This window comes from Microbacterium sp. HJ5 (assembly GCF_054824025.1).
The window spans coordinates 1-17,936 of record NZ_JSYE01000034.1; the positions used below are offsets into that span (position 1 = coordinate 1).

The window sequence follows — 17,936 nt, forward strand, 5'->3', positions numbered from 1 at the left end:
GAACGACCTCCTTGCCACCGCCGGACGCGGGGGCGGATGCCTGCGCGGGGGCGGGAGCCTCGGCCTGCGCGGCGGCCTCGGCCTGAGCCGGCGCCTCGGCCTGAGCCGGTGCCTCGGCCTGAGCCGCAGGCTCGGCCTGCGCGGCGGGAGCCGGCTCCTCGGCCGGGGCGGCCTGCTCGGGAGCGGGGGCGGCCTCGGAGGCGCCCGCGCCGTCACCGATCTTGGCGAGGACGGCTCCGACCTCGACGGTCTCGTCCTCCTGCACGAGGATCTCTTCGATCACACCGCTGACCGGCGACGGGATCTCCGTGTCGACCTTGTCCGTGGAGATCTCGAGCAGCCCCTCGTCCGCCTGGACCGTGTCGCCGACCTGCTTGAGCCAGCGGGTGACCGTACCCTCTGTGACGCTCTCACCGAGAGCGGGGAGGACCACGGAAGTGCTCATGACGATGTCTCCTTCGGAATGGATATCGGATCTAGCTTAGTGATGCGCCGGAGCCCCGCGGTCAGAGCGCGTGGAGCGGCTTGCCGGCGAGTGCCAGGAACGCCTCTCCGAGTGCTTCGCTCTGCGTGGGGTGCGCGTGGATGAAGGGGGCGATGTCTTCCGGGTGCGCCTCCCAGCCCACCGCGAGCTGACCCTCGGTGATGAGCTCGCCGACGCGGTCGCCGGCCAGGTGCACGCCGATGACGGGCCCGTCCTTGACGCGGACGACCTTCACGATGCCCCCGGTGCCGAGGATCTCGCTCTTGCCGTTGCCGGCGAGGTTGTACTCGTACGAGACGATGCCGTCGGCGCCGTGCGCCTCGGCGGCCTGCGTCTCGGTCAGCCCGACCGAGGCCACCTCGGGGTGGCTGTAGGTCACCTTGGGGATCTGCGTGTCGGGGATGACGACGGGCGACAGGCCCGCGATCTCCTCGGCCACGAAGATGCCCTGCTGGAACCCGCGGTGCGCGAGCTGCAGGCCGGGGACGATGTCGCCGACGGCCCACACGTGGGGCACGCCGGTGCGGAGGCGATCGTCGGTGACGACGAAGCCGCGGTCGATCGTCAGGCCAGCTTCCTCGTAGCCGAGCCCTGCGGTCGCGGGCCCGCGACCGACCGCCACGAGCAGGTAGTCGGCCTCGAACGTCTTCCCGTCCTCGAGCGTCACCGTGACGGCATCCGCCGTCTGTGTCGCGCTCTGGAAGCGGACGCCGAGGGACGAAGCGATCCCGCGGCGGCGGAATGCCCGCTCGAGGGACTTGCTGAGGGCGATGTCCTCGTTCGGCACCAAGTGGTCCAGCGCCTCCACGATCGTCACGTCGACCCCGAACGAGCGCCAGACGCTGGCGAACTCGACGCCGATGACGCCGCCGCCGAGGATCACGACGCGCGATGGGATCTCGTCGATCTCGAGCGCGTGCTCGCTCGTGAGGACGCGGCCCCCGATCTCGAGCCCCGGAAGACTGCGGCTGTACGAGCCGGTCGCCAGCACGACGTCGGTGCCGCGGTAGAGGTCGTCGCCGACGCGGACCGCGGGGCCGGACTCGAGGCGGCCCTCGCCGCTCACGACGGTGATGCCGCGAGCCTTCACGAGGCCCTCGAGTCCCTTGTACTTCTTCGCCACGATGCCCTCGCGGTAGGCGCGGACCCCGGCGGGGTCGACGCCCTCGAACGTGGCACGGATGCCGATGGTCGAGGCGTCGCGCGCGGTCTCGGCGACCTCGGCGGCGTGGAGCAGCGCCTTGGTGGGGATGCACCCCCGGTGGAGGCACGTGCCGCCCACCTTGTCCTTCTCGACGAGGGCGACGGACTTCCCGAGCTCCGCGGCGCGCAGCGCAGCCGCGTATCCGCCGCTCCCTCCGCCCAGGACGACGAGATCGAAGGTGTGGTCGGTCATCAGGACTCCTCTGTCGTGACGAAGCGGATCAGGCTGCGCACCGTCGCAGCGGTCGGCCCCTTGTCGGTGTAGCCGTACCCGCCGCCCTTGTTCATGCCGACGCCGGCGATGTCGAGGTGCACCCAGGGGATGCGCGGCGCGTCGGACTCGTCGCCGGTGCGGCCGACGAAGTGACGCAGGAACAGACCCGCGAACAGCGAACCGCCGGCGGGGTCGCCGATCTTCGCGTTCTGAAGGTCGGCGATGGGGGAGTCGAGCTCGTCGACCATGTGGGCCGGGAGCGGCAGCTGCCACGCGAGCTCGGCCTCGGCCTCGGCTGCGGTGAGATAGGCCGCGACGGCGGCGTCGTCGCCCATCACGCCGGCGTGACGGTTGCCGAGGGCGATCGTGATCGCGCCGGTGAGCGTCGCGACGTCGATGATGAGGTCCGGCCGCTCGCGGCTCGCGGCGACGAGGCCGTCGGCGAGCACCAGACGACCCTCGGCGTCGGTGTTCAGAACCTCGACGGTGGTGCCGTCGAGCATCCGCAGCACATCGCCGGGGCGCGTCGCGCGCCCGGACGGCATGTTGTCGGCGACGCAGAGAAATGCCGTCACCTTCACCGGCGCGCCCAGGGTCGCGACCGCGCGCAGCACGGCGAGCGAAGTGGCGGCGCCGCACATGTCGTACTTCATGCCGACCATCGACGCGGCGGGCTTCAGCGAGAGCCCGCCCGTGTCGAAGGTGATGCCCTTGCCGACCAGGGCGACGTGTCGTGATGCGCCTTCCGGCGCGTACTCCAGGCGGATGAGCCGGGGCGGCCGATCGGAGCCCTGGCCCACGCCGAGGATCCCGCCGTAGCCGCCTTCGCGCAGCGCGTCCTCGTCGAGGACCTCCACCGTGACCGGGAGCCCCTCGACGGACGCCGCCGCGCGCTCGGCGAAGTCGGCCGGCCCGAGCCATTCCGCCGGGATCGAGACGAGGTCCTTCACAAGCGCGACGGCGTCGGCCGCGGCGATGACCGCAGCCAGTGCACCGGCGTCTTCGGGCGCTTCGCCGTGCACCACCACGCGGGATGCGCGCGGCTTGGGGGCCTCGGACTTGTAGCCGTCGAACCGGTAGCCGCCGAGGGCGGCGCCCTCGGCGACCGCCGTCCACAGGGCGGGATCGGCGGACGGCGCGGCGACGGCGACCGTCGCGAAGCCGGTCAGCGAGCGGAACGCGGCGCCCACCGCGTCGCGCAGCGCCGCGGCATCCGGAGCAGGGCCGGTGCCCACGACCGCGAGGGGGAGCGTCGTCGAATCGGGCGCGTAGACGCGCTGCAGCGCGCCGGCCGCGCCGGTGAAGCCGGTCGCGAGGAGGGCGTCGCGCAGGCCCGGCCAGTCGGTCAGTTCGACGCCTTCGTCGGTGTCGAGCGGGGGGAGTGCGATCAGAAGGGCGTCTGCGTCGGACTCTCGGATCGGTGCATCGCTGTACGCGAGGTCGGGAAACGACATGGTCTCCATCCTAGGGACGTCGGGTGTTCGCTCTGAGCGGGACGGTCGCGACCCGGGGGTCGGCGTCGGCTCGTAGCATGGAGGCATGCCCCTGACCGGTCCGCTGTTCGAGCGCTCCGCCTCCGCGCCCCCGGTGCCCCGCGGACTGCCGCTGGTCATCGCCCTCACGGGCTTCACCGACGCGGGGAGCGCCGTCAGCCGGGTGGTGGACTATTTCCGCGACGACCTCGCCCCCACCCCACTGGCCGTCTACGCCAACGATGTGCTGCTCGACTACCGGGCCCGCCGTCCGGTGATCTCGTTCGACCAGGACCACCTGACCGACTACCGGCCGCCTCGCCTCGAGCTGTCGTTCGCGCACGACGCCCTCGGGCAGCCGTTCCTCCTGCTCGCCGGCTACGAGCCCGATTTCGGCTGGGACGCCTTCGCCGCGTCGGTCCTCGCCTTCGTCGACGACTACGAGGTCGCGACGGTCACGTGGGTGCACGCGATCCCCATGCCGGTGCCGCACACGCGGCCGATCGGCACCACGGTGAGCGGCACGCGCTCCGAGCTCACCGAAGCTCATTCGGTGTGGCAGCCCCACACGCAGGTGCCCTCGACCGCCGGTCACCTCCTCGAGTACCGGCTCGCCGAGGCAGGCGTGAGCGTCGCGGGCTTCGTGCTGCTGATCCCGCACTACCTCGGCGACACCGAGTACCCGGCGGCGGCGCTGGCGGCGCTCGACAGCCTGACCGTGGCGACCGGGCTCGTCTTCACCGGCGAGGATCTCCGCGACGAGAACCGCGACTACCTGGCCAAGGTCGAAGACCAGGTGGCCGGCAGCGACGAGCTCTCCCGCATGGTGCAGGGTCTCGAAGAGCGGTACGACGCCTACATGGCGGGCTCGACGCTCGCGACCCCGATGATCCACACCGGAGACCTGCCGAGCGCCGATGAGCTGGCGGCCGAGCTCGAGCGGTTCCTCGCGAGTCGGCCCACCGGCGAGGATGACAAGCGCGGGGCCTGAGCGGAATTCGCGAGCGCTTCCCGGCGTTGAACCGGGGGAGCGACGAGACCCGACGGCGCGAATGCTGGCGGGTCTTCCCAAGTGTGAGATACTGGATGCTCTGACCCGTTGTCAACTGGTTTCCCGAGGTCTCCTCGGCGGAACGAGGACTTGACAAGGGTCTTACTAGTGTCCGAAATCGACCGGGGGCGTGCGGCACACACTCCCGGTGAAAGGCGAAACGTGACCTCAGGCACGAACACCAAAGCCCGCTCGGCCGCGAAGGACACCGAGGCGGACGAGACCGCCACGGCGGCCGAGGCCCCGGCGAAGGCGCCCGCGAAGACCGCGGCGAAGCCCGCTGCGAAGCCGAAGACCGCGGCGAAGGCTGCGCCCAAGGGCGCCAAGGCCGCGCCGAAGACCGCCGCGAAGAAGAACGCGAAGTCCGACGACGAGCTCGAAGACGACGTCGAGCTCGAAGACGACGTCGAGCTCGAGGACGACGTCGAGCTCGAGGACGACGAGGCCGAGGGCGATGCCCCGGCGCGTCCCGCAGCACGCCGAGGCGCCAAGGCGCAGGCCGAGGAGCCTGAGGCCGCCGCCGCGACCGACGACGAAGAGGAGGACGAGGAGAGCACCAAGCCGGCGTTCACCGAGCCCCTCCCCACCGGCGCGATCGTCATCTCCTCGAGCGACGAGGACGATGTCCCCGTCTACTCCACCCAGATCACGGGCGCCACCGCCGACCCCGTCAAGGACTACCTCAAGCAGATCGGCAAGGTGCCGCTCCTGAACGCGGCCGAAGAGGTCGAACTGGCGATGCGCATCGAGGCGGGACTCTTCGCCGAAGAGAAGCTGTCTCACATGTCGCCGGCCGAGAAGTCCTCCCAGATGGGTCTCGACCTCCAGTGGGTCGCACGCGACGGTCAGCGCGCGAAGTCGCACCTGCTCGGCGCCAACCTCCGGCTGGTCGTGTCGCTCGCCAAGCGCTACACCGGCCGCGGCATGCAGTTCCTGGACCTCATCCAGGAGGGCAACCTGGGTCTCATCCGTGCGGTCGAGAAGTTCGACTACACGAAGGGCTTCAAGTTCTCGACCTACGCCACGTGGTGGATCCGCCAGGCGATCACCCGCGCGATGGCCGACCAGGCCCGCACGATCCGCATCCCCGTCCACATGGTCGAGGTCATCAACAAGCTCGCGCGCGTGCAGCGTCAGATGCTTCAGGACCTCGGCCGCGAGCCCACGCCCGAGGAACTCAGCCGCGAGCTCGACATGACCCCCGAGAAGGTCATCGAGGTGCAGAAGTACGGCCGCGAGCCGATCTCGCTGCACACGCCGCTCGGCGAGGACGGCGACAGCGAGTTCGGTGACCTCATCGAGGACACCGAGGCCGTCGTGCCGGCCGACGCGGTCGGCTTCACGATGCTGCAGCGCCAGCTCGAGTCGCTGCTCGACTCGCTGTCCGAGCGCGAGGCGGGCGTGATCCGCATGCGGTTCGGCCTGGGTGACGGACAGCCGAAGACCCTCGACCAGATCGGCGACACCTTCGGCGTGACGCGCGAGCGCATTCGCCAGATCGAGTCGAAGACGATGGCGAAGCTGCGTCACCCGAGCCGTTCGCAGTCTCTGCGGGATTACCTCGAGTGAGCGAGGCGAACGCCGGCAAGGCGCTCACCGTCGCGATCGAGGGCGCGTCGTACGCCCGCATCCCGATCCGCACCCGGGTCGTGATGCCGGGAGACGATCTTGACGCGTTCGTGCGCGAGTACGCCGAGGAGATCGTCCGCGAGGGCGACCTGCTCTTCGTCACCGAGAAGATCGTCGCGATCACGCAGGGCCGTTCCTACCTCGTCGAGGACATCAAGCCGCGCAAGCTCGCGCTGTTCCTCTCCAAGTACGTCACGCGCACCCCGTACGGCATCGGGCTCGGCATGCCCGAGACGATGGAGATGGCGCTGCGCGAGTGCGGCACCATCCGGATCCTGTTCGCCGCCGCGGTGTCGGCCGTGACGAAGCTCTTCGGTCGCAAGGGCGACTTCTACCGCATCGCGGGCGACAAGGCTCGCGCGATCGACGGACCGACCAGCGGAACGATCCCGCCGTACAACAAGGCCGTGGTCCTCGGGCCCGAGCGTCCTCGTGAGGTCGCCGAGCACCTGAAGGCTCTTCTCGGAGGAGTGCCCGAGGTGGCCGTCGTCGACATCAACGACCTCGGCGGCAACATCCTCGGCTCGACGCTCGACAAGGCGGCCGAGAAGCGACTCGTCGCGATCCTGCAGGACAATCCCCTCGGGCAGGGGCACCAGTCGACGCCGCTCGGCATCGTCCGCGCGGTCTGAGCCGCGGCATCCGCTCACTGTGGAAGGGCAGGCCCTCGGGGGCCTGCCCTTCTCCGTCTCCGCCGGTCAGAAGCCGATCGCCTCGCGGTAGCGGGGCTTGTGACCGGTGCGGATGCCGGTGACGCTGGGCTTGTTCTCGTACACGCCCGCGCCCCAGTTGCCCTCGACGAGCACCGGGCCGGTGGGTGTCACGACGATGTCCCAGCCGACGTACTGCACCTGGGGGACCACGCGTGCGACGCGGTCGACGAACGCCTTGACCTCGTCGATCATCGGCAGTTGGAAGTCGGCGATCACGAAGTCGCTGTCGGGGTGGCGCTCGTGGACGTGCGCGTGCGAGTCGTAGCCGGGACCGACAGCGTGGCCGTTCTCGTCGAGCATCGTGTAGAAGCCGCCGAAGGTCATCTGGTCGCTCACCGCGCCGCGGCCGAACTTCTGCGCCATGGCGAGGATGTGGGTCTTCTCGCCGTCGAAGAACGCCGTCACGCGGGTCGTGTTGACCGTGCCGGGGCAGACCGCGGCGAGGTCTGCGTGCTGGCGGATGACCTCTTCGAGGAGCACCTCGCCGCGTTCGAGCAGACCGCGGTGGAAGTCGTTCCAGTCTTCGACGTCGGCCGCGTGGTAGCGGTGCACGCCGGTACCGGCCTGGCCGATCGGCTCCTTGGTGACGATCGTGCCGTGCTTCTCGGTGAAGGCGCGCACGGCGTCGGCGTTTCCGCTCTCCACCACCATCCATTCGCGGTGGAGGTGCTCGCTGAACACACGGTCGAACTCCACCTTGTCGTGGAACATGTGCCGGAAGTTCGGGTGGTCGTAGCGCTGAGAGAGCTGGTTCGAGACCGGGTGTGTCATGTACGTCGCGCGCTCGGCGCGCGTGAGGATCGCGAAGTCGTAGTCGACGTAGTCCTGGAATCCCACCTGGCGGAAGCCGGCCGACCACAGCATGTCGGCGAGCACCGCCGGAGTCCACTTGCCGTGCTGCTGCGACGTCTCCTTCGCGCGCTCCAGGACGGATCCGACGTCGATCCGACGGGCGCGGGCGGCGAGGTAGCGAAGGCGGGGCGTGAGGCCGAGGCCCTGAGAAGGCATGCGTGCTCCGGGAAGAGGGTCGGGGGGTCCCGGATAGTCTAGAGGCGTGAGTTCGGCGAACCCTGGGCACGACGCCGCGGCATCCGTCCATCAGCCGTCGAGTTCGCCTGTCGCCCGCGTCTCCACGTCGATCATCGCCCGCAACGCATACATCGCGATCTCGCGTGTGCCCGCGGGGACGCGCATGGTCGCCGACCTGCGGGCGGACGCGTGGGGCCACGGGGCCCTGGCCGTCGCCGCGGAGCTGCTCGCCGCCGGCGTCGACGGGCTCCTCGTCGACGACGCCCCGGCGGCCCGGGTGCTGTCCGCAGCAGGAGTCGTGGGCGCGACGACCACCGATGTCCCGGACCTCGACACGCTGACACTGTACGGACTGCCCGGCGGCGCTCCGGATGCCGCGCCGGCGATGCGCCTCAGCGGGACGGTGCTCGGGGTCAAGGCACTCCGCGCGGGCGAGGGCGTCTCGTACGGCTACGCGTTCCGCGCCCCCGCCGACACCCGCGTGGCGCTGGTGACGGGCGGCTACGCCCAGGGCATCGTCCGCGAGCTCGGCGGCCGCGCACGCGTGACGATCGGCGGGATGCCGCACCCCGTCGTCGGCCGGGTCGCGATGGACGTCTGCGTGGTCGACGTCGGCGGGTCGGAGGTCTCACGCGGCGACGAGGTGGTCTTCTTCGGAGACCCTCGCGAGGGCGCGCCGTCGCTCGCCGAGTGGACCGAGGCGACCGGCCTCCGGGCCGACGAGCTGATCACCGCCGTCGGCCTCCGCGCGACGAGGGAGTACACCGCATGACCGCCGTCCTCCGCGTCGACCTCGACCAGCTCGCGGCGAACATCGCCCGGGTGCGCGACGTCGTGGCGCCCGCCGAGCTGATGCTCGTGGTCAAGGACGACGGCTACGGGCACGGCCTCGGCCCTGTCGTGCTCCGCGCGCACCGCGAGGGCGTGGCGTGGATCGGGGCGTTCGATGTCGCCACCGGCACCCGCGTGCGTGAGATCCTCGGCGAGACGGTGCGCATCTTCTCGTGGATCGCCGCCTCCCGCACCGAGGCGGCCGCGGCGGTCGCCGCCGACCTCGACCTCGGCGTGGGCGACGCCGGGCTGCTCGAGGACGTCGCCGCAGAGGCGGCTGCGGCAGGCACGCGCGCCCGGGTGCATCTCAAGATCGACACGGGGCTGCACCGCAACGGCGTGCGCCCGGAGGAGTGGCCGGCGTTCGTCGCGCGCGCCGCCGAACTGTCCGACGCCGGACGCCTCGACGTCGTCGGCATCTGGAGCCACATCGCCGAGGCATCCGATCACGACGACGACGAGTCGCGCGCGGCGTTCGACTCCGCTGTCGAGTCCGCGCGCGCTGCCGGGCTCACGCCCACGGTGCGTCATCTGGCGGCCAGCGCCGCGTCGTTCGCGCGAGCGGAGTTCCGCTACGACATGGTCCGTGTGGGGGCGTTCTGCTACGGGATCCGATCCGCCGGCGGCCCGGCGGAGCACGAGCTCGGGCTGCGGCCGATCGGCACGCTCGAGGCGCACGTCACCGCGGTGGGCGACCGTGAGGTGACGATCGACGCGGGAGCGCTCGACGGCCTGCCGTCGACGCTCGCCGCGCGGACGACGGTCGGCACTCCCGGGGGCGCGAGACTGCTCACGACCATCGGCGCGCAGTCGACGGTGGAGAAGTGGGCGGATGCCGCGCCCGGCGATGCCGTCATCGTCTACGGTCCGGGCGACGAGGGGGAGGGCTCAGCCACCGATCTCGCCGAGCGGATCGGGACGATCGGGGAGGAGCTCGCCGTTCGGGTGTCGCCGCTTGTGCCGAGGATCTACTCCGGCGCCTGACCCGCGGTCAGTTGGTCTCGGCCAGGCGCGCCGTCTCGTCGTGCCACGACGTCGCGATCGCGCGCAGCTTCTCTTCGTACTTGCGGCCGTGGTGGGCGCAGAAGAGCAGTTCGCTGCCGTTCACCTCGGCGGCGATGTAGGCCTGGGCACCGCAGGAGTCGCAGCGGTCGGCTGCCGTGAGGCGGTAGTCGAGGACGGCGCCCATCTCGGTGGGTGTCGAAAGAGTGTTCATCTCGGTGCCTCCTCGTATTGATAGAACTCCGGTGCGGGTCATGAAATACAACCACGCGTTGGATCAGAGAATGCCGCGAACGACCCACATTTCGCTGAGCGCGTACGGCGCGGCGGCAGGAAGCGTGTCGGACGGGAGGCGTCCGCCGCCCCGGATACCCTTGAGGATTGTGACCGCCGAGTACTCCGCCCATCACCTCCAGGTGCTCGAAGGACTCGAAGCAGTCCGCAAGCGCCCCGGCATGTACATCGGCTCGACCGATTCGCGCGGGCTCATGCACTGCCTGTGGGAGATCATCGACAACTCCGTCGACGAGGCCCTCGCGGGCCACGGCTCGCGCATCGACATCGTGCTGCACGCCGACGGCAGCGTCGAGGTGCGCGACCGGGCGCGCGGCATCCCCGTCGACATCGAGCCGCGCACCGGCCTCTCCGGCGTCGAGGTCGTCTTCACGAAGCTCCATGCCGGCGGCAAGTTCGGCGGCGGCTCGTACGCGGCGTCGGGCGGCCTCCATGGCGTGGGCGCCTCGGTCGTCAACGCCCTGTCCGAGCGGCTCGACGTCGAGGTCGACCGCGGCGGCAAGACATGGGCGATGTCGTTCCACCGCGGGGAGCCGGGCGTTTTCTCCAACGGCTCTCCGACCTCGGCGTTCACGCCGTTCGAGAAGAGCTCCGAGCTCCGCGTCGTCGGGCGTGCGCCGAAGGGCGTCACCGGCACGCGCATCCGCTACTGGGCCGATCAGCAGATCTTCACGAAGGATGCCGCGTTCAACATCACCGAACTCGAGCAGCGCGCACGGCAGACCGCGTTCCTCGTGCCCGGGCTCGAGATCGTCATCCGCGACGAGCGCGAGGCCGAGCCGGTCGAGACCAGTTACCGGTTCGACGGGGGCATCTCCGAGTTCGCCGACTTCCTGGCACCGGACGCTCCCATCACGGACACGTGGCGGCTGACGGGCTCCGGGAAGTTCACCGAGACCGTGCCCGTGCTCCAGCCGACCGGCGCGATGGTGCCCACCGAGGTCGAGCGCGAGTGCGAGGTCGACATCGCGGTGCGCTGGGGGACCGGCTACGAGACGACGTCGCGCTCGTTCGTGAACATCATCTCGACGCCCAAGGGCGGCACGCACCAGCAGGGCTTCGAACTCGGCCTCATGAAGGTGCTGCGCACGCAGGTCGAGCAGAACGCCCGCCGCCTGAAGTTCGGCGCGAACGACAAGCTCGAGAAGGACGACATCCTCGCGGGTCTCTCGGCCGTGCTGACCGTGCGGATCCCCGAGCCGCAGTTCGAGGGGCAGACCAAAGAAGTGCTGGGTACCCCCGCGGTGCGCCAGATCGTCGCGAACGTCGTGACGCGAGAGCTCACCGCCCGCTTCACGTCGCCCAAGCGCGATGACAAGGCGCAGACCTCGCTGCTGCTCGACAAGGTCGTCGCCGAGATGAAGGCGCGCATCTCCGCCCGTGCGCACAAAGAGACCCAGCGTCGCAAGAACGCCCTCGAGTCCTCCTCGCTGCCGGCGAAGCTCGCCGACTGCCGCACCAACGACGTCGACGCGTCCGAGCTGTTCATCGTCGAGGGCGACTCGGCTCTCGGCACTGCGAAGCTGGCCCGCAACAGCGAGTACCAGGCCCTGCTGCCGATCCGCGGAAAGATCCTGAACGTGCAGAAGGCGTCGATCAGCGACATGCTCTCCAACGCCGAGTGCGCCGCGATCATCCAGGTCATCGGCGCGGGCTCCGGCCGGTCGTTCGATCTCGACACCGCGCGCTACGGCAAGATCATCCTGATGAGCGACGCCGACGTCGACGGCGCGCACATCCGCACGCTGCTGCTCACGCTCTTCTTCCGCTACATGCGCCCGCTTATCGACGACGGGCGCGTCTACGCCGCGGTGCCGCCACTGCATCGCGTGGTGGTCATGAACCCCGGCACGAAGCCCAACGAGACGATCTACACGTACTCCGAGCAGGAGCTGCACGGCCTCCTGAGCAAGCTCACGAAGGCCGGCAAGCGCTGGCAGGAGCCGGTCCAGCGCTACAAGGGCCTGGGCGAGATGGACGCCGACCAGCTGGCGACGACGACGATGGACCGCGCGGGCCGCACCCTGCGACGCGTCCGCATGCAGGACGCGGAGGCTGCGGCATCCGTGTTCGAACTCCTCATGGGCAACGACGTCGCACCGCGCAAGGAGTTCATCATCGACTCGAGCGACCGACTCGCGCGCGAGCGCATCGACGCCTGACGCGACGAACGAGCGTCACTCTTCGCGCCACTCCTGCGGGATCTTCCCGTCTGCGGGGGCCGGGATCACGCCCTGATACGGCGTCAGAGTCCAGCGCTCGCCCTCTGCGGAGTTTCGTGAAGAGCAACCGCTGCTCACCGCGCGATCACCGCGGCGGATGCCGCGCCGACGCGCCCCGGCCGCGTCATCAGCGGATTCCGGTGCCCACCGCGCCGATGACGCCGTCGAGCGGTGTGCCCGAGGCGTCGCGCTTCGCGCCGGACTCGGGAAGAGCGCGCGTGGCTCCGTCAGCGCCCACGGCACGCGGATCCGAGCCGACCCAGGCGAGCGTGAGCGCGTCTTCGCCCTTGAGCAGCCGCTGCGCGCGCACACCGCCGGTCGCCCGGCCCTTCGCGGGGAACTCGGTGAACGCCGAGACCTTCGCACTGCCGGCGTCGGTCCCGGCCAGCGCGGACGTCGAGCCCGCGACCGTCACGACGACGGCATCGAACTCGGAGGCCCCGACGACGTGGAAAGCGATGACGTCGGCCCCGTCGGCGAGCCGGATGCCCGCCATGCCACCGGCCGCACGGCCTTGAGGACGCACAGAGGACGCGTCGAACCGGAGGAGCTGCGCATCGTTCGCGACGAACACGAGCTCCGCGCCGTCGGACGCGGGTGCGGCGCCGACCACGCGGTCGCCGTCGCGCAGAGCGATGATCTCGATGTCGTGCTTGGCGCCCAGCTCGCTCGCCGCGACGCGCTTGACGACACCGTGGCGGGTGCCGATCGCGATCGGCGGACCTTCCTGCAGCGACACGATCGCGACGACGTGCTCACCCGTGCCGAGGCCGAGGTACTGGTCGGCGCGAGTGCCGGCCGCCAGCTGGACGGAGTTGCCGGGCACGGACGGGAGGTCGACCGGGGAGAACCGCACAAGGCGGCCGGCGCTCGTCACGGCGCCGACGTCGCCGCGCGTCGTGGCGTCGACCCACGACCGGATCGCGTCGTGCTTGGCGCGGCGTGCAGGGGGGACGATGCCGCCGTTCGGCGCATCGGCCGCGAGCTCGGCGCGCACCATGCGGCCCGTCGCGGAGAGGAACACCCGGCAGGGCGCGTCGGCGATCTGGAGGTCGGCGGCGGCGGCGGCCGCGCGTGAGCGCGGTGCGACCGGGCCGCCGTTGAGGAGGAGGGTGCGGCGCGGAGTGCCGTACGTCTCGGCCGCAGCATCGAGTTCGCGCGCGACCTGCGCGCGCAGGAGGATCTCGCTGCCGAGCAGCTCTTCGAGCTCGGCGATCTCCGCCGTGAGCTTGTCGCGCTCGGACTCGAGCTCGATGCGCGAGAAGCGGGTCAGCCGCCGCAGCCGCAGCTCGAGGATGTACTCGGCCTGCGGCTCGGAGAGGTCGAAGACGTCGATGAGGCGCCCTCGGGCCTGCTCACCGTCGTCAGACGTGCGGATGACCTGGATGACCTCGTCGATGTCGAGGATCGCGATGAGCAGTCCCTCGACCAGGTGCAGGCGCTCCTTGCGACGCGCGAGGCGATAACTGCTGCGACGCGTCACGACGCTCAGCCGGTGACCGAGGTAGACCCGCAGCAGCTCGCGCAGACCGAGGGTCTGCGGCTGCCCGTCGACGAGCGCGACGTTGTTGATGCTGAACGAGTCCTCGAGAGGCGTCAGGCGGTAGAGGTGCTCGAGCACCGCCTGCGGGTCGAACCCCGTCTTGATGCCGATGACCAGGCGCAGGCCGTTGTGACGGTCGGTGAGATCGGTGACGTCGGCGATGCCCTGGAGCTTCTTCGCGGTGACGGCGTCCTTGATCTTCTCGATGATCCGCTCGGGACCGACGAGATAGGGGAGCTCGGTCACCACGATGCCGGTGCGGCGCGGGCCGAGCGACTCGATCGAGACCTTGGCGCGGGTGCGGAAGCTGCCGCGCCCCTTGGCATAGGCGTCCTTGATGCCGTCGAGCCCGACGATGATGCCGCCCGACGGGAGGTCGGGGCCGGGGACGAACTCCATGAGCTCTTCGACGGTGGCCTCGGGGTTGTCGAGCAGGTGGATCGCGGCGCCGACGACCTCGATGAGGTTGTGGGGCGCCATGTTTGTCGCCATGCCGACCGCGATGCCCGTGGCCCCGTTGACCAGCAGGTTCGGGTACGCCGCCGGAAGCACCTCGGGCTGCTGGAACTGCCCGTCGTAGTTCGGGATGAAGTCGACGACGTCCTCGTCGAGGTTCTCGGTCAGGGCCAGCGCCGGGGCGGCGAGCCGCGCCTCGGTGTAGCGGGGTGCGGCGGGACCGTCGTCGAGCGAACCGAAGTTCCCGTGTCCGTCGACGAGGGGCACGCGCAGCGAGAACGGCTGTGCGAGGCGCACGAGGGCGTCGTAGATGGGGGCGTCGCCGTGGGGGTGCAGCTTTCCCATCACCTCGCCGACGACGCGGGCGCTCTTCACGTGACCGCGATCGGGGCGCAGCCCCATGTCGGCCATCTGATAGAGGATGCGGCGCTGAACGGGCTTGAGCCCGTCGCGCGCGTCCGGAAGCGCGCGCGAGTAGATCACCGAGTAGGCGTACTCGAGGAACGATCCCTGCATCTCGGTCGAGACGTCGACGTCTTCGATGCGGCCGTGGTCTACGGGGGAGTCGGTGGGGGATGCAGGCATGACGATGTGGCCTCGGGTGACGGCGGAGCGGCGAGGGTCGTCCGGCGGTGTGTGCGAGACTGACCCCGATGTCCTTCAGCCTACCCGCGGACCCGCCGCGATCCCGGAGCCTCACCGGTGTCGTTCCGCAGATGTCGGCGGCCCTGGACGGGCTCTCGGACTGGTTCGCACCGGCGCGCAGCGCCGTCGTCTTCGTGATCGACGGGCTCGGTTCGCACAACCTCGCGGCCCGGGCCGGCCACGCGCGCTTCCTCGCCCAGGCGGGGGGCAGGCGCGACGTCGCACGGAGCGTCTTCCCGTCCACGACGGCCTCCGCGCTGACCAGCCTCCTCACGGGAACCCTGCCCGGCGAGCACGGCATCGTCGGCTACCGCGCGCGGATCCCCGGAACCGATGCCGTCCTCAACCAGCTGCGCGGCTGGGACACCGACGGGCTGCCGCTGGACTGGCAGCGCGCGCAGCCCCTGTCCACGTCGCTCGGGCGGCCGTTCTTCGTCGTCTCCAAGCGCGAGTACGTGGGCACGGGATTCACGGCGGCGACGCAGGCGGGCGCCGAGTTCGTCGGAGCCGACGACCTCGCGGAGCGCGTCACCACCGCCGCCCACCTGGCGGCGCGGCATCCTGGCGCTCTGGTCTATCTGTACGCGCCGGAGCTCGACGGTGTCGGTCATCGCCACGGCTGCGAGTCCGACGAATGGGTCGCGATGCTCGAGCGGGTGGATGCCGCCGCCCGGGCGTTCTCGCAGGCGCTGGCGCCCGGCACCGGGGCGGTCATCACGGCCGATCACGGCATGGTCGACATCCCGCGCCACCGTCAGGTGCTCCTGGGTGAGGGCGACGCGCTCCTCGAGGGTGTCCGGCTGATCGGCGGCGAACCGCGCATGCTGCACCTCTACGCCGAAGAGGGCGAGGCGGCCGCGGTGCTCGCCGCCTGGCGCGAGACGGAGGCCTCGCGCTCGTGGGTGCTCTCGCGTGACGAGCTCGTCGACTCGGGTGTGATGGGGCCCGTCGCGCCGGCGGTGCGCGAGCGGATCGGCGACGTCGTCGTCGCCGCGCGTGCCGGAATCGTCTACTACGACGACCGCGTCGCCGACAAGGCCCCGCAGAAGATGGTGGGGCAGCACGGATCCTTCAGCACCGAGGAGCGGATCGTGCCGCTTCTCCGGCTGGGCGCATTCGCCTGAGCGCGGGTCGAGCGACGATCAGTCGTCGGTGCGCGCGCCGAAGACGATCTCGTCCCACGACGGCATCGACGTGCGTCCCTTGCGGCGCCCCGCCTCGGCGACCGCGGAGGGCACCACGTCGTACTCCGCGGTGTCGGACTGATCGTCGGAGGGCGCCTCGTCGTACCCCGGCTCGAGCGCGTCGAACAGGGCGACGGGGGAGTGCGTCCGCGAAGGCTCCACCTCGTCGGCCCCAGGGAGCGGCTCACGCTGCCCGCGGCGGCGGCGCAGCGCTTCGAGCAGGTCGGCCGTCTCGGCCGAGGTGACGGCCGGCTCGTCGGCCCGCTTGATGGCGGCCTGTTGCACTGCGGGCGCCGCGGGGGCGGGAAGGTCCGGTGACTCGAGGTCGGCATCGGGCATCTTGCGAGGCCCGAAGGCTCCGCTGTCGAAGCGCGAATCGTCCTTCGGGGCCACGGTGTCGAGTGCGCGCAGCCGGGGGATCAGCCCATCGGGAAGCGACCCTTGACGCGAGAGCTGAATGGCATCCGCGTTCAGCGGCGACAGGGTGCTGCGGCGCGGGTCGAAGCCCCAGCGGGCGTCATGATCCACCTCGTTGGAGGTGAACTCCAGCTTCACGATCCAGCCGGTCGGCTCTTTCCAGCTCGTCCACCGCTCGCCCGAGGCGACGGCCTCGTGCAGCTTGGCGCGCACGGCAGAGCCGAACGTGGGGTGCTTGTCGGTCTCGAAGTCGCCGCCCAGCAGGACGGGAACCGCCAGAGCCTGACCCACGATGTGCTCTCGTTCGGCGAGCACCGGTCCCTCGAATCGCATGACGTCCTCGACACGGGCGCCCAGCAGCTCGGCCACCTCGCCCGCCGACAAGCCGGCACGGATGTGCGACTGGATCTCGCGCGGGCTCGGCCGCGCCGCCTGGCTGTCGGCGTCGCGGTCTTTGCGCGCCTTGCGAAGCTCGATCCGCAGCACCTCGTCGACGGCGAGGGCGAACCTCTCGCCGGACTCGGTGGCCAGGACGAGCTTGTCGTCCTCGGTTCCGATGACCTTGAGCTGTTCCATGCGAACGCCCCTCCGATCCTGCGTGTCCCGCCCATGCTGACACAGGGCGAGTCCGCCGCCGGGAATATCCCGCGCGTGGCGCGAGTTTCAGGCGAACGCACGGTCGGGCATCCGCTGTCATGCATTTGCGAAAACGGATCCTGTCATGCAAACTATCGCCGCCCGAAAGGGCGAGCGCACCCGCGATATCCGGAAGTTGAGACGTTCACGCATGGCCACCGATTACGACGCCCCCCGCAAGACCGAGGACGACAGCGAGTCGATCGAGGCTCTCAAGGAGCGCGTGCCCGACAAGCTCTCGGGAGCGGTCGATGTGGAGGACGCCGACAACCCCTCGGGCTTCGAGCTGCCCGGGGCGGACCTCTCCGATCTCGAACTCGACGTCGTCGTCCTGCCCGCGCAGGAGGACGAGTTCACGTGTGTGAACTGCTTCCTCGTCAAGCACCGCTCGCAGCTCGATCACGACACCAAGAACGGCCCTATCTGCTCGGAGTGCGCCGCGTGATCTGAGCCCGGCGCACCGCTGCGGCGAGGCGGTCCGGCGTGCGCGAGGAGACCACCCACGCGGGCGCCGGGTCGTCGGGGTCGGTCACGGGAACGACGACCACCCCGTCGATGCCGCCGCGCAGCATGTGCCACGCCCGCGGGTCGAGGGCGGAGCCCCGCTGGATCCTGGCGTCCTCGCCCGCGAACACGGACGGCTCGCCCAGCAGCTCCACCGGGATGTGAGCCCTCCCCGCGCGCAGTTCGCCGTCGCGCACACTCACGACCGGAGATCCGGCGATGAGCAGGGCGACCACGGCGACGCCCACGGCGGCGCCGATCACCAGGGCGACGGTGGTGTCGATGGGCGCGAACACGAGGGCCGCCATCGGGGCGGCCACCGCCGCGCTCACCATCACCCAGAGCGAGGGGCCGAGCCTCTCGCGGTACTCGCCGGACCCGACATCGTGCGCTGTCTTCTGCATTAC

16 protein-coding genes are annotated in these 17,936 nt (G+C 70.6%); 8 read left to right on the plus strand and 8 right to left on the minus strand.

Annotated features, from left to right (window positions below):
* The 3 genes from OB08_RS14435 to OB08_RS14445 form a co-directional block, all read right to left on the minus strand.
* Window positions 1-445 (minus strand): biotin/lipoyl-containing protein (locus OB08_RS14435; protein WP_461475899.1); only part of this gene is annotated, 445 nt, incomplete at its 3' end.
* 61 nt (window positions 446-506) lie between these two features.
* Window positions 507-1,880, minus strand: a complete 1,374-nt coding sequence (gene lpdA / locus OB08_RS14440) for a dihydrolipoyl dehydrogenase (RefSeq protein WP_461475901.1) — start codon at window positions 1,878-1,880, stop codon at window positions 507-509.
* The gene (locus OB08_RS14445) at window positions 1,880-3,355 is read right to left on the minus strand and encodes a leucyl aminopeptidase (protein WP_461475903.1); all 1,476 of its coding nucleotides are present in this window, start codon (window positions 3,353-3,355) and stop codon (window positions 1,880-1,882) included. The genes lpdA and OB08_RS14445 overlap by 1 nt, the downstream gene beginning before the upstream one ends.
* An 85-nt stretch (window positions 3,356-3,440) precedes the next feature.
* On the opposite strand from OB08_RS14445, the gene OB08_RS14450 reads away from it, so the two are divergent.
* From OB08_RS14450 to OB08_RS14460, 3 genes are all read left to right on the plus strand, one after another.
* On the plus strand, window positions 3,441-4,364 hold the full coding sequence (locus OB08_RS14450; protein WP_461475905.1) for a proteasome assembly chaperone family protein: 924 nt from the start codon (window positions 3,441-3,443) through the stop codon (window positions 4,362-4,364).
* A 222-nt stretch (window positions 4,365-4,586) separates the two neighbouring features.
* Window positions 4,587-5,993: an RNA polymerase sigma factor gene (locus tag OB08_RS14455; protein WP_461475907.1), complete on the plus strand. Its 1,407-nt coding sequence runs from the start codon at window positions 4,587-4,589 to the stop codon at window positions 5,991-5,993.
* Window positions 5,990-6,685, plus strand: a complete 696-nt coding sequence (locus tag OB08_RS14460; protein WP_461475909.1) for a coenzyme F420-0:L-glutamate ligase — start codon at window positions 5,990-5,992, stop codon at window positions 6,683-6,685. The genes OB08_RS14455 and OB08_RS14460 overlap by 4 nt, the downstream gene beginning before the upstream one ends.
* Before the next feature lie 66 nt (window positions 6,686-6,751).
* Here the strand turns inward: OB08_RS14460 and OB08_RS14465 are convergent, their stop codons facing one another.
* Entirely contained in the window at window positions 6,752-7,774 is a 1,023-nt protein-coding gene (locus tag OB08_RS14465) for a sugar-transfer associated ATP-grasp domain-containing protein (RefSeq protein ID WP_461475911.1), read from the minus strand.
* A gap of 46 nt (window positions 7,775-7,820) precedes the next feature.
* On the opposite strand from OB08_RS14465, the gene OB08_RS14470 reads away from it, so the two are divergent.
* Both OB08_RS14470 and OB08_RS14475 read left to right on the plus strand, forming a co-directional pair.
* The gene (locus tag OB08_RS14470) at window positions 7,821-8,567 is read left to right on the plus strand and encodes an alanine racemase C-terminal domain-containing protein (protein ID WP_461475913.1); all 747 of its coding nucleotides are present in this window, start codon (window positions 7,821-7,823) and stop codon (window positions 8,565-8,567) included.
* Window positions 8,564-9,610 carry an alanine racemase gene (locus OB08_RS14475; protein WP_461475915.1) on the plus strand — a complete coding sequence of 349 codons (1,047 nt, stop codon included), beginning with the start codon at window positions 8,564-8,566 and terminating at the stop codon, window positions 9,608-9,610. The genes OB08_RS14470 and OB08_RS14475 overlap by 4 nt, the downstream gene beginning before the upstream one ends.
* A 7-nt stretch (window positions 9,611-9,617) precedes the next feature.
* Here the strand turns inward: OB08_RS14475 and OB08_RS14480 are convergent, their stop codons facing one another.
* Window positions 9,618-9,842 carry a DUF7455 domain-containing protein gene (locus OB08_RS14480; RefSeq protein ID WP_461475917.1) on the minus strand — a complete coding sequence of 75 codons (225 nt, stop codon included), beginning with the start codon at window positions 9,840-9,842 and terminating at the stop codon, window positions 9,618-9,620.
* Between the two features lie 169 nt (window positions 9,843-10,011).
* Between OB08_RS14480 and OB08_RS14485 the strand changes: the two genes are divergently transcribed.
* Window positions 10,012-12,084 carry a DNA gyrase/topoisomerase IV subunit B gene (locus OB08_RS14485; RefSeq protein ID WP_461475919.1) on the plus strand — a complete coding sequence of 691 codons (2,073 nt, stop codon included), beginning with the start codon at window positions 10,012-10,014 and terminating at the stop codon, window positions 12,082-12,084.
* A 187-nt stretch (window positions 12,085-12,271) separates the two neighbouring features.
* Here OB08_RS14485 and OB08_RS14490 read toward each other — a convergent pair whose 3' ends face one another.
* On the minus strand, window positions 12,272-14,728 hold the full coding sequence (locus OB08_RS14490; protein ID WP_461475921.1) for a DNA gyrase/topoisomerase IV subunit A: 2,457 nt from the start codon (window positions 14,726-14,728) through the stop codon (window positions 12,272-12,274).
* Between the two features lie 68 nt (window positions 14,729-14,796).
* Here OB08_RS14490 and OB08_RS14495 point away from each other — a divergent pair, with 68 nt between their 5' ends.
* The gene (locus tag OB08_RS14495) at window positions 14,797-15,912 is read left to right on the plus strand and encodes an alkaline phosphatase family protein (RefSeq protein ID WP_461475923.1); all 1,116 of its coding nucleotides are present in this window, start codon (window positions 14,797-14,799) and stop codon (window positions 15,910-15,912) included.
* 18 nt (window positions 15,913-15,930) lie between these two features.
* On the opposite strand, the gene sepH is transcribed toward OB08_RS14495, so the two are convergent.
* Window positions 15,931-16,965, minus strand: a complete 1,035-nt coding sequence (sepH, locus tag OB08_RS14500; protein WP_461475925.1) for a septation protein SepH — start codon at window positions 16,963-16,965, stop codon at window positions 15,931-15,933.
* A 211-nt stretch (window positions 16,966-17,176) separates the two neighbouring features.
* Between sepH and OB08_RS14505 the strand changes: the two genes are divergently transcribed.
* Window positions 17,177-17,470 (plus strand): DUF4193 domain-containing protein, encoded by a 294-nt coding sequence (locus OB08_RS14505; RefSeq protein WP_461475927.1) that lies wholly within the window; start codon window positions 17,177-17,179, stop codon window positions 17,468-17,470.
* Here the strand turns inward: OB08_RS14505 and OB08_RS14510 are convergent.
* Window positions 17,445-17,933: a DUF3093 domain-containing protein gene (locus OB08_RS14510; RefSeq protein ID WP_461475929.1), complete on the minus strand. Its 489-nt coding sequence runs from the start codon at window positions 17,931-17,933 to the stop codon at window positions 17,445-17,447. The genes OB08_RS14505 and OB08_RS14510 overlap by 26 nt on opposite strands.
* Between the last annotated feature and the right edge of the window lie 3 nt (window positions 17,934-17,936).